General features: G+C 67.6%; 10 protein-coding genes and 1 riboswitch. Of the genes, 5 read left to right on the top strand and 5 right to left on the bottom strand.

Annotated elements, in window-relative coordinates:
* The first annotated feature begins 55 nt into the window (after positions 1-55).
* The 3 genes from bamA to fabZ are packed head-to-tail and all read left to right on the top strand — an operon-like array spanning position 56 to position 3752.
* Positions 56-2674, top strand: a complete 2619-nt coding sequence (gene bamA / locus JT720_RS13190) for an outer membrane protein assembly factor BamA (protein ID WP_205481769.1) — start codon at positions 56-58, stop codon at positions 2672-2674.
* Complete coding sequence (locus tag JT720_RS13185; RefSeq protein ID WP_205481768.1) at positions 2674-3270, top strand: OmpH/Skp family outer membrane protein; 597 nt, start codon at positions 2674-2676, stop codon at positions 3268-3270. Before bamA ends, JT720_RS13185 begins: the two co-directional genes overlap by 1 nt.
* Complete coding sequence (fabZ, locus tag JT720_RS13180) at positions 3270-3752, top strand: 3-hydroxyacyl-ACP dehydratase FabZ (protein ID WP_205481767.1); 483 nt, start codon at positions 3270-3272, stop codon at positions 3750-3752. The genes JT720_RS13185 and fabZ overlap by 1 nt, the downstream gene beginning before the upstream one ends.
* Here the strand turns inward: fabZ and JT720_RS13175 are convergent.
* Genes JT720_RS13175 through JT720_RS13160 form a run of 4 tightly spaced genes read right to left on the bottom strand, consistent with a single transcriptional unit; the run spans position 3749 to position 7980 of the window.
* Positions 3749-4456 (bottom strand): ABC transporter ATP-binding protein, encoded by a 708-nt coding sequence (locus JT720_RS13175; protein ID WP_205481766.1) that lies wholly within the window; start codon positions 4454-4456, stop codon positions 3749-3751. The genes fabZ and JT720_RS13175 overlap by 4 nt on opposite strands.
* A complete protein-coding gene (locus JT720_RS13170) occupies positions 4453-5415 on the bottom strand; it encodes an iron chelate uptake ABC transporter family permease subunit (RefSeq protein WP_205481765.1) in 963 nt (320 codons plus the stop codon). The genes JT720_RS13175 and JT720_RS13170 overlap by 4 nt, the downstream gene beginning before the upstream one ends.
* Positions 5412-6167, bottom strand: a complete 756-nt coding sequence (locus JT720_RS13165; protein WP_205481764.1) for an ABC transporter substrate-binding protein — start codon at positions 6165-6167, stop codon at positions 5412-5414. The genes JT720_RS13170 and JT720_RS13165 overlap by 4 nt, the downstream gene beginning before the upstream one ends.
* Positions 6136-7980, bottom strand: coding sequence for a TonB-dependent receptor plug domain-containing protein (locus JT720_RS13160; protein WP_205481763.1), 1845 nt, complete (start codon positions 7978-7980; stop codon positions 6136-6138). Before JT720_RS13160 ends, JT720_RS13165 begins: the two co-directional genes overlap by 32 nt.
* A 96-nt stretch (positions 7981-8076) precedes the next feature.
* Positions 8077-8224, bottom strand: a riboswitch (cobalamin riboswitch).
* 69 nt (positions 8225-8293) lie between these two features.
* Here JT720_RS13160 and rpmE point away from each other — a divergent pair.
* Both rpmE and JT720_RS13150 read left to right on the top strand, forming a co-directional pair.
* Positions 8294-8524 (top strand): 50S ribosomal protein L31, encoded by a 231-nt coding sequence (rpmE, locus tag JT720_RS13155; RefSeq protein WP_205481762.1) that lies wholly within the window; start codon positions 8294-8296, stop codon positions 8522-8524.
* Positions 8525-9061: a GNAT family N-acetyltransferase gene (locus JT720_RS13150; RefSeq protein WP_205481761.1), complete on the top strand. Its 537-nt coding sequence runs from the start codon at positions 8525-8527 to the stop codon at positions 9059-9061.
* On the opposite strand, the gene JT720_RS13145 is transcribed toward JT720_RS13150, so the two are convergent.
* Positions 9062-10975: a DUF2207 domain-containing protein gene (locus JT720_RS13145; protein WP_205481760.1), complete on the bottom strand. Its 1914-nt coding sequence runs from the start codon at positions 10973-10975 to the stop codon at positions 9062-9064.
* Between the last annotated feature and the right edge of the window lie 5 nt (positions 10976-10980).

The raw sequence follows: 10980 nt of genomic DNA, 5'->3' as shown, positions 1-10980 counted from the left end.
GTGGGGGACGGCCATAATCAATTTCAGGGCGGGAACGCGCGTGATTGCGAAGCAGATGACCAACAACAAGCGACTTGCTGCGACTTTCCTGGTGGGCACCATCCTGAGCGGATGGGCGTCTCCGGCGCTTGCCCAGGACGCGCTGGCGCCTGCTCCTGCCGCTCCGGCTCCGGCACCCGCACCGGTCGCGCCGGCGGTGACCGGAGGGACGATCCGTTCGCTGGCCGTCCGAGGCGCCGAGCGCCTGGAAGCGGAAACGGTGATCGCCTACGCCAATCTGCGGCCAGGCGAGGCCTACACGGCCGAAACGCTCGACCAGGCGCTGAAGGACCTGTACGCGACGGAGCTGTTCGCGGACGTGCAGATCACCGGCGCGGAAACCGGTAACCTGGTCATCCAGATCCGCGAGAACCCGGTGATCAACCGGATCGTGCTGGAGGGCAACAAGCGGATCAAGGACGACAAGATCGTTCCCGAGATCCGGCTTGCGCCGCGGCAGATCTTCACCCGGTCCAAGGCGCGTGCCGACGTCGACAGGATCATCGAGCTCTACAAGCGGCAGGGCCGGTTCGCGGCGCGGGTCGAGCCGAAGATCGTGCAGCTCGACCAGAACCGCGTCGACCTGGTGTTCGAGATCACCGAAGGCGACAAGTCGCGGGTTCGGGCGATCAACATCATCGGCAACGAGCAGTTCGGCGACGATCGCCTCCGCAAGGAGATGTTCACCCGTGAGGCGGGCGGCGTGCTCGGCTTCCTCAAGTCGAACGACACCTACGATCCCGACCGGCTGGCGGCGGACCAGCAGAAGCTGCGCGCCTTCTACCTGACGCAGGGCTATGCCGATTTCCGGGTCGTCTCGGCCCTTGCGGAACTGACCCCCGACCGGCGCGACTTCGTGATCACCTACGTGGTCGAGGAAGGACCGCGCTACCGGTTCGGTGAGATCGCGGCCGAGAGCGAGCTCAGGGACCTCAAGCCCGAGGTCGTGACCCGGCTCGCGGGCCTTAAGCAGGGCGAGTGGTTCAACGCCAAGGCTGTCGAAGATGCGGTGACCCGGCTGAACGAGGCCGCGGGTCAGCTCGGCTATGCGTTCGCGGACATCAACCCCGCCTACGAGCGCGACGCCGAAGCGAAGACCATGGGGATCACGATCCGCGTGGGCGAAACGCCGCGCGTCTATGTCGAGCGCATCGACATCCAGGGCAATACGGTGACCCGGGACAAGGTCATCCGGCGCGAGTTCCGGGTGAACGAGGGCGACGCCTTCAACGCCATCAAGGTCAAGCGCAGCCAGGATCGTATCCAGAGCCTCGGCTACTTCCAGGAGAAGCTGGAGATCAAGCAGACCCAGGGGTCCGCTCCGGATCGCGTGGTGCTTGGCGTCGACGTGGAGGAGAAGTCCACGGGCGAACTCCAGCTGTCAGCAGGCTATTCGAGCCTGGAGAAGTTCATTGTCGCCCTCTCGGTCGCACAGCGGAACTTCCGCGGCATGGGCCAGGAGCTCAATGCCGGGATCAACTATTCGCGGTATTCCAAGTCGATCCAGCTCGGCTTCACCGAGCCGTACCTGTTCGATCGTTCGATCCTGCTTGGCGGCGAGATCTACCGCCGCGACTACAACAGCTTCAACTATGTGAACCGCGAGCGGAACACGACCTACAGCCAGGTGACCACGGGTGGCGGGTTGCGGCTGGGCTTTCCGATCAACGAGTTCGTGAACTTCGGAACCCGCTACTCGCTGAACCTCGACAAGATCACGCTCGACAAGGGGACGTTCTACACGGACCCCGATGGTCCGACCGGTCCGCAGGAAGCAGAGTGCGACCCGCGCCTCGCCGGCCAGTATCTCTGCGATGAGATCGGCCGCCGGATTACATCGTCGATCGGTTTCTCGGCCATTTACGACGACACCAACGGCATTCGCGCAACCCGTGGCCAGCGCGTCATCTTCAGCCAGGATTTCGCGGGTCTTGGCGGGGATGTGCGCTACCTGCGCAACCGTGTCGACGCGACCAAATACTGGGGTGTTGGACGCGGATTCATCCTGTCGGCCCATGCTGAGGGTGGCTACATCCACCCGCTGCAGGCGTCCAAGGGTCCAGGCCGCGATGCGATCCGCATCTCCGACCGTTTCTTCGGTGCGCAGCTGCGGGGCTTCGACATCCGCGGCATCGGCCCACGGGTCGTCCGCCGCGCTTACCTCAACCCGACCGAGCTGGACGAGGAGCGCGGTGAGCTCCAGTCGGACTCCTTGGGCGGTCGCGCTTATTACATGGGGCGGATCGAGTTGGAGATCCCGCTGGGTGCAGGCGCCCGCAACCTCGGCCTGCGTCCGTCGGCGTTCGTGGACGTGGGTTCGGTCTGGGGCCTGAAGCAGCCCAACCTGCTGGATGTGCCCGGAACCTGTACGCGGGCAGGAACGCCGACGACGCCGGCGGAAACCGAAGTGCTCGAGCCGGGTGAGGCCTGTTCTGCCGGCTTCACGTACAACGCGGGCTCGGGCATCAAGGAGTTCTTCGTCGGCAACTCGCCACGCCCGCGCTTGTCCGTCGGCATCGGCGTGAACTGGACGTCGCCCTTCGGTCCGCTCCGGATCGACCTTGCTCGCGCCATCCTCAAGCAGGACGGTGACGACACCAAGCTGTTCTCCTTCAACGTAGGAACTGCATTCTGATGACCAAGACACTTCTTCTTGCCGCCGTTGCGGCCACCACCGTCGTGCTTCCGGGTCTCGCCCAGGCCCAGCGCGTGCCCGCCGCCGTGATCGCGGTGGTCGACAGCAACCGCGCCGCGCGCGAGTGCAACGCGTGCCGTACGGCGTGGAGCAACCTCCAGTCGCAGGCGCAGGCGCTGCAGACCCGGCAGCAGACGCTCGACACCCAACTTCGCCCCGAAGCGCAGTCGCTCGAGGCAGCCGTTCGTGCGCTCGGCAACAAGCAGCCGGACGCTGCCCTGCAGCAGCGGGTGACGGCATTCGAGCAGCGCCGGCAGCAGGCCGCGCAGGAGATTGGTCGCGGTCAGCAGAACCTGCAGTCCATCCAGGCGAACATCGTCCAGCAGATCAACGCCCGGCTCGCCCCCGCGGTGAACCAGGTGATGACGGCGCGCGGTGCAAACCTGGTGCTCGACACCGACGCGCGCCTCGCCAGCGCTCCGGCGCTCGACGTGACCAACGACGTCATCGCGGCGCTGAACACCTCGCTGCCGAGCATCACGGTGGCTCCGCTGCCGCAGCAGCAGCAGCAGCAGCAGGCTCCGCAGGGCCGCTAATGACGGACAGCAGCGCCGCCGAGAGCCGATCCGTGGGTCCGCTGGACATCCGTCGGGTCATGGCGGCGCTGCCGCACCGTTATCCGATGCTGCTGGTCGACCGGGTCGAGAGCATCGAGCCTGACGTGCGGATCACCGCCATCAAGGCGGTGAGCATCAACGAAGACTTCTTCAACGGGCACTTTCCGGGGCGCCCGATCATGCCGGGCGTGCTGATCGTCGAAGCGCTGGCGCAGGCCGCTGGCGTTCTTGCGGTCGAGAGCCTCGGGCTCGCGAACTCGGGCAAGCTCGTTTATTTTATGGCCATCGAAAATGCGAAGTTCCGCCAGCCGGTGGAGCCGGGCTGCCTGCTGAAGCTCGAGGTCGAGTTCGTCCAGAAACGCAGCAGCGTGTGCAAGTTCGCGGGCCGGGCCGTGGTCGATGGCAAGGTCGCAGCGGAAGCGAATTTCACGGCGATGATCGCGGATTCGCCAGCGGCCTAAGGTCCAGCAATCCGCCAGCCGGCGGACGTCTTCTCCACCCCGAACACCGCCGAAAGCCGGTCGCCGGATTGCAGCTGCTCCGGCGTGCCGTCCGCGACGATCCTCCCGTCCGCAATCACGATCGCCCTGTCGAAGCGGTCGAGCAGGTTCAGGTCATGGAGCGAGACCAGCACGGCCGAGCCGTCGTGCGCGATCTGCGTGAGGATCTCGAGGATTCGCAGGGTCCAATAGGGATCCAGGTTCGAGAGCGGCTCGTCCAGCAGGAGGACCTTAGGGCGGGGCGCCAGTGCGCGCGCGAGGAGCACCCGGGCGCGCTCCCCGGTCGAAAGGCGATCGATGGGTCGACCCGCGAGACTCCCAAGTTCCAACAGATCGAGCAGAGCCTCGACGCGATCGGGCTCGGCCCTCGTCAGGCCGAGGGCGATCACGTCGCGCGCCGCGATGGGCCAGGGGACATCGCGAGCGGCGGGCAGGAAAGAGAACAAGGTGCGGCGGTGCGGGATCGTGGCTCGGTCGAGGTCCGTTCCGTCGATCCAGACTTTGCCGAGCGGATGATCGATCCGGGCGATGGCGCGCAACAGGCTGGTCTTTCCGCCGCCATTCGGGCCGATAATCGCGGTCAGGGTTCCCGCTCGGGCGTCGAGATCGGACGGTTCCAGCCGCCCGTCCATGCCGACGCCCGCAGCGCGGAGAAGCGGCGTCATGGCGTCAGCCTCCAGCGCATCCGAGTCACCACCCAGAGGAAGAGCGGCGTTCCGGCGATGGCGGTGATCACACCTAGTGGGATGTCGCGTCCCGGAGGAGCAAGCCGCGTGAGCAGGTCCGCTCCCGTCATCAGGAGGGCGCCGAGCAGGGCGGCCGGGAGCAGCGCGCGGCCCGGGTGTCCGCCGGTGAAGCGTCGTGCGATGACCGGGGCGATGAGGCCGATGAAGCCGACGGCTCCGCAAACCGCGACGCACGCACCCACGGCCACGGCACTCAAGGACACGATCTTCAGGCGCATGGCGGACGGGCGGTAGCCGGCGGCCGCGGCGACGTCCTCTCCGAGTGCTAGCAGGTCGAGGCTTCGGACATGACGGAGCAGCAGGGCGCCTGCGATTGTTGCCGGAATGAGGGCGGCGGCGGCCTGGGGCACGCTGCGGTCGACGAGGCTGCCCATCAGCCAGGTAAAGCTGTCGTAAAAGGCGAAGGGGGAGGGAGCGAGGGCAAGGAGCAGGCTGGTGGCGGCACCCGCGGCGAGGCTGATGGCCAGGCCGGCGAGCAGCAGGGCGGCCGTGTCGGAGCGCCGGCCGGCCAGTGCGAGCAGGAGGGCGAGGGCAAGCAGCGCTCCGCCGGCTCCGGCGGCGGCGAGGGCGAGCGGGTGGCTCAGCCCGAGCCAGTAGCCTCCGGCGACGGCGCCCAGCGCGGCTCCGCTGCTCCCGCCCGTGAGGTCCGGGGAGGCGAGTGGATTGGCAAACAGGGCCTGCAGGGCCGCTCCGGTCAGCCCAAGCGTGGCGCCGTATCCTACCGCCAGCAGGACGCGGGGGAGGCGGAGTTCAATGAGCACCATCCTGGCGAGGTGAGGGTCGGTATGGAGAAGATCGTCCAGCGCTCCGAACGGGAGTAGCAGGGCCGTGACTGCCAGAAGCACGAGGGCCCCGAGGAGCAATGTCCACCGGATCATCGCATCCGCTCCCGCAGCCGCCGCACTTCCGCGATCATCGGCAGCCCGGCGCAGGTCCAGGGGCGTCCGTCGGTGCTGATCGTGCGTGGGCCGAGGCGCCGGACGGCAGGGTGCGTCATCCAGGCCTGCCCGCGGCTCATCTGACCGGCGCGATAGGTGCTTCGGATCAGCAGCGACGGGGGCCGGGTGGCCAGTTCCTCGAGGCTCAGACGAGCGCGTGGCAACGCCCTCTGCCGAGCTCCGGCCAGGGTCATCCATCGGGCACCCAGGGAGTCGGGCGAGAAGCTGAGCCCCCCGGCGCTCAGGAAGGCTGCATCCCGGAGTAGCGTCGGCCGGGTGGAACGGAGCTCCGCAAGGGCGCGCCGAAACGTCAGGGCTCGACGTGGGTCGCCCAGCGCCGCTGCGACCTGGAGCGTCTGCCGTTCGACGTCGGCGAGGGTGGCGGGGTAGGGCAGGTCCAGAACACGAATTCCGAGCCGCTGCGCGATCAGCCCGGACGCTCGACCGGCACCGCCCATGGTGAGCACGAGCGTCGGCCGGTGGGCAACGACACCTTCCAGACTGCCGCTGTTCGCAGGATGACGGCGCGCTTGTCGCCAGAGGGTGGATTCGAGCGGATCGCGGCTGAGGTGGCTGACGCTGACGATTTCCTGCGGACGGGCGAGCAGGAGAAGATACTCGTCCGTGCACAGGTTGAGTGAGGCGGCGCGAAGGGTCGCGCTAGCCGCCAAGGCCAAGCCGGAGGCCGGCATAGGCGCTTCTCCCCTCAGTTCGGTACCCGACCACGTCCTGATAATCGGCATCGAAGGCGTTGGCGACGCGGCCGAACAGCTCGAAGGCCTTGGTCACCCGCCACGCCACGCGGGCTCCGGCGAGCCAATAAGGGTCGAGGCGCACGACCGCAGCCGGGAATTGGTCGAAGTCCCGGTCGGTGCGCGTTCCGGTGTAGGCCAGCGATGCTCCGTAAGTGAGGCGTCCGCGCGTTCCGTCGAGAGCGATTGCCCCGCTGTGTTTCGGCCGTCGGACTTCCTTCACGGCACGGCCGAGCGGATCCGTCCGCTCCTCCGCGTCGAGGTAAGCGTACTGGGCGGACAGGCGAAGGGCGGGAGAGACCGTGTAGCCGGCTTCCAGTTCAAGGCCCGAGCGCTTGCTCCGGCCGTCCGCATTGGCCGTGGTGCTGAGGAAGGTGACCGGATCGAACACGTCGATGATCTCGTCCTTGAGCCGCTGGCGGTAAACGGTGGCGGCGACAGCAAGGCCAGAGCGCCGAAGGCGGAGACTGGCTTCGACACCGCGGGAACGTTCCGGCGCAAGCGACGGATTTCCCACGAAAGAACCGGGAAAGAAGCCATAAAGATCGAAGAAGGTCGGCTGGGCGATGCCTTCGCCATAGGACGCCGCAAGCGAGAAGCCGCTCCCGATCTCGGCAAGCGCGGAAGCGCGGAGGGTTGTGGTGTCCTGGAAGCGGTTGAACACGTCCCGGCGGATGGCGAGGTCGGCGACCAGGGGACCCGTTTCGGCGCGCCACTCGGCCGTGAACGCCTGGTGTGCCCGGTCGCGGTCCTGGTCCGTGAAGCCTCCATAGGCAACGTCGCGCGCCCGGAAGGTCTCGCGGTCGGCATCGATCGCTGCGATCAGCGTGTGCCGGACGCGGCCTGTCTCAAGCTGGCGCTCCAGCTGGAACTGCCCAGAAGTCCGCGTTGCGCGCGTGCGGTTGACCGGCGCGCTGTCGAGCAGGTTACGGTTGGACGAGCGAAGATGCGAGCCGCCGGCAGTAATGGTCCATCCGCTGCCCTCGTAACGGGACGAGACCCTGCCCGCGGCGAGCCGATTGCGTGTTTCGTCCAGGGTGTCGGCGCGCAGAAAGGTCACGGGATCGAAGCCGTCGAACTCCGAGCGTCCACGGATGCCGAACGCCGACGCGCCGAACTCCAGCCCTGCTGCAGGGCGCCACGCGACCCGGCCGCGAAGGGCGGCATTGCGGTAGCCGTCGCGGTCACCGGGCCCGCCATCGAAGGCGTTGATGCCCTCCGCGGCCTGGTATCCACCCGCCAGCGCAAGGTCGACCGTGTCACTGCGGGTCGAGGCGCTGCCTCCGATCCGGCCGAAGCCGAACGATCCTGCCTCGCCGAGCGCGCGGAAGCCCTCATCGGGTTGGCCGCCGACGGCGACCACGCCGCCGATCGCCTCCGAGCCCCACAGGGCCGACTGCGGGCCGCGGATGACCTCGACCCGGGACGCCATGTCGGCATTGAGAAGCTCGAAGCGCGGCTCGTTCCCCGCCGCGGGATCGTTGGCGCGGATTCCGTCGATGAAAAGCAGGGTGTGGTTGGCCTCGGCACCGCGCAGGCGAATCTGGCTTTGCGAACCCGCCGGGCCGGTGCTGGCGATGGAGGCGGACGGCGTCAGGCGAAGCAGGTTGACGAGAAGCGGTTCGCCGAGCCGCGTGGCCGGTTCTTCGCCCATGAGGGTCACGCTGGCCGGAGTGCGCGATTGCTCCTGCTCGGCGCGCGAGGCGGTGACGACGATGGCAGTTTCGGCTTGTACAATGGGCAGATCGGGCATGGTGACGCTTACCTCCGGACGAAACGTCGTCTCGGAGGATCTGTCCGCGCAGATGCCCGGCCATTCCACGTCCTTCCGGCTGACCCCGGGCGAAAAGACGGACGACAGGTTGAGGCAAGTATCTGACTTGTCCGCCCAAGAGGGCGGCATACAGTTGCGGGCACAGCGCCGGCGTCCCACCGGCTTCCTTGACCTCAGCCCTGGCCGCCCTGTCGCGCCGGGGGTCAAAGCTTGTCAAGTCAATCCTCCTTCGCTAGGGGCGCGCGACATCCATGAGGCTGGTCGGAACCAGCCAGATCCGAGGAATTGCACCATGAAGAGCGGGACCCACCCGGACTATCACTTCATCACCGTCCAGCTGACGGACGGCACGACGTTCCAGACGCGGTCGACCTACGGCAAGGAAGGCGACACGCTGCAGCTGGACATCGATCCGTCGGTGCACCCGGCCTGGACCGGCGGCAACAACCGCATGCTCGACACGGGTGGCCAGGTGGCGCGCTTCAACAAGCGCTTCGGCGGCCTGACTCTCGGCAAGAAGTAAGTGAGCATCCGCTCGGCTCCACGACTGGAGTCCGAGCGGCTCGTGCTTCGCGAATGGCGGAAGGAGGACTTCCGCCCATGGCTCGCCATCTGCGCGGAGCCAGAGGTCACTCGCCATTTCGGCGGCACGCCCATGAGCGCGGAAGACGTGTTCCGCCGCCTGACCGCCGCCGTCGGTGGATGGGTCTGGAACGGCTTCGGCACGTGGGCCGTGGAGCGCCGCAGTGACGGCAAGCTGATTGGCAACGCCGGAATCTTCACCGCCTGGCGCGACCTGGAGCCGGAGTTCGGTGAGCAGCCCGAGATGGGTTGGATCTTCGCGACAGAGGCGCATGGGCAGGGCTTTGCGTCGGAAGCGTGCCGGGTCGTGCTCGACTGGGCCGAAGCGCATCTTGCGCCGACGCCGATCTGGGCAATCATCGCGCCGGAAAACGATCCTTCGCTGAAGCTGGCGGAGCGGCTTGGGTTCGAACGCCATTCTGAAACCCGCTACAAGGACGAGCCGACGATCGTCCTTCGTCGGCCGGCCTGGGGCTGATTACCAGCCTCCGCCGCCTCCCCCGCCACCACCGCCGCCCGAGAAGCCGCCGCCGCCGGACCCGCTCTTGGAGCCGGGGGATGTAGAACTTGAACTGATCGTGCTGGTGAGCGCCGCGCCGATGCTGCGGGAGAAGCCGCTCGCGTCGTTCCATGGGCTGCGGCTGCCGGAGTACCAGGTGAAGCCGTGCTGTTGTCCGGGAGTTGCGGCGGCGGCAGCGAGCACGCCCTGGAAGCGCTTGGCCCAGCGATTTTCGACGCCGAGGGCCACCGCATAAGGCAGATAGCGCTCGAACAGTTCGGGCGTGTCCTGCGGCGGATGCATGCGCTCCAACCGCTCCCGCTCAGCAATGGAGAGATACTGCTTGAAGCCGGCAATCCGGTCCATGACCTTGCGCCCCTCGACCGTGGGCGCGGCCATCCACCAGAAGGCGGAGATCACCACCGGCAGCGCGATGAAGGGGAGGGCCAGTGGCACGATGTTGCCGGTGGCAAGCGCCAGCGGGATGAGGATGGCAGTGCATGCGATGCCGGCGATTGCTGACACGCCGGCCAGAAGTGCGAGTCCCCAGCGGCTCCCGCCTTCGCTCATGAGGTGGGCCTTGTAGAGCAGCCAGGCGACGATGAAGGCGCCGACCCCGACCACCAGCATCAGCTCGCCGCGGCGGTCGCCGTCGCTCCACGCGACCACGCCGGCCGTGACGCCGATCGCCGTCAGGAAAGCGGCGAGACCGCCGAGCGACCAGCGCCAGTTGCGGACGAACAGGCGGTCTTCATAAGCTTTCTTGAGGCGCGCCTGCAGGGCGGAGGAGGCCGCCTGGAAGGTCTTGTACTCCTTCTGGCTCATCAGGATTTCGTCGCCGTCCTCGAACAGTTCGGCGGCGAGCGCAGCTTCTGGGGCGGGGAGGTCTGTAAAAGTCGCTCCCGCCTCGCGGCGGAGGCGCGTCTTGTCGCTGCCGAACCAGCCGCCGTCCACCTCCTCCATGCGGAGCTTGCCGCGTACGCCGAGGTCGACCAGGGCAGAGGCGACGGTCCGGTTGTCGCTGCCCATGCGAGTGACGTAGCGTACGGCGGCGGGGCTGAGGTCGTCGGGCGGAGAGAAGAGGGGGACCACCGTCCCGGCGAGGGGTCCACGGCCAGCCCGTTTCCAAGCCACGTAGTAGTAGCCGAGGACGCCGAGCAGGCTCAGCAGACCAACAAGCGGTGCGCCGGTGTCGGCGAACCAGTCGCGCAGCTTCTCGCCTTGGGAGGGCTCTGCGACCACGCCCTTCGGGAAGGCCGCGGCAACGGTGAGGCCCTCGTATGGGGCGAGCGGCGCTGTGGTCTGGAAGTGGATAAGGCCAGGCTTTTCGTCGACGACCCGGGCGAAACGATCGGTTGAGCCTTGAAGCCCGGTGTAGGCGGCCCGCTGGCCGAAGCGGACCTGGCTGGGGACGCGGATGGTTGCCTCGGCGAGGTCGATCGGGAAGGCCCAGCCGTTGCCGGTCGCGTTCCAGTAGAGCTCATCGTATTTGTCGAAGCGCCCGATCTGGCGGTCGGTTCGGTAGCGGATGACGTAGCGGTGCTCGCCCACGGGGATCAGCGTGTCGGCATCCCCGATCCGGATGCGGACGCCGTTGCCGACGCGCTCGACACGCGAAGGCTCCGAGAGGCCGTTGCGTTCCGTGCCGAGCAGTTCGAAGCCGACGCGAACCTGCCGTCCCGTCCGGTCGCGGTAGCGGGTCGGGAAGTCGCGGAAGATGCCGCGGTTGATCTGGTTGTGCTCGGCCCGGATTTCGATGGTTTCCGTGACCAGGAGGGAGGCGTCGGGCTGGATGGCGACATCGCTGGAGAAGCGGAGGATGCGTTCGTCCGCGCTGGCTGCGGCCGGCCAGAGCGCCAGCAGCAACACGGCGAGCGCGATCAGGCGGCGCATCGGCT

The sequence above is a fragment of the Sphingomonas arenae genome, assembly GCF_016924655.1.
In the GTDB taxonomy this organism is placed as follows: domain Bacteria; phylum Pseudomonadota; class Alphaproteobacteria; order Sphingomonadales; family Sphingomonadaceae; genus Sphingomicrobium; species Sphingomicrobium arenae.
This window is presented reverse-complemented; position numbering and strand designations above follow the sequence as displayed.

Excerpts from the sequence above, each read along its gene's own strand:
- JT720_RS13145 (WP_205481760.1), bottom strand. The coding sequence starts at position 10,975 with ATGCGCCGCCTGATCGCGCTCGCCGTGTTGCTGCTGGCGCTCTGGCCG.
- JT720_RS13170 (WP_205481765.1), bottom strand. The coding sequence starts at position 5,415 with ATGATCCGGTGGACATTGCTCCTCGGGGCCCTCGTGCTTCTGGCAGTC.
- JT720_RS13160 (WP_205481763.1), bottom strand. The coding sequence starts at position 7,980 with ATGCCCGATCTGCCCATTGTACAAGCCGAAACTGCCATCGTCGTCACC.
- fabZ (WP_205481767.1), top strand. The coding sequence starts at position 3,270 with ATGACGGACAGCAGCGCCGCCGAGAGCCGATCCGTGGGTCCGCTGGAC.
- JT720_RS13175 (WP_205481766.1), bottom strand. The coding sequence starts at position 4,456 with ATGACGCCGCTTCTCCGCGCTGCGGGCGTCGGCATGGACGGGCGGCTG.
- JT720_RS13185 (WP_205481768.1), top strand. The coding sequence starts at position 2,674 with ATGACCAAGACACTTCTTCTTGCCGCCGTTGCGGCCACCACCGTCGTG.
- JT720_RS13165 (WP_205481764.1), bottom strand. The coding sequence starts at position 6,167 with ATGCCGGCCTCCGGCTTGGCCTTGGCGGCTAGCGCGACCCTTCGCGCC.
- rpmE (WP_205481762.1), top strand. The coding sequence starts at position 8,294 with ATGAAGAGCGGGACCCACCCGGACTATCACTTCATCACCGTCCAGCTG.
- bamA (WP_205481769.1), top strand. The coding sequence starts at position 56 with ATGACCAACAACAAGCGACTTGCTGCGACTTTCCTGGTGGGCACCATC.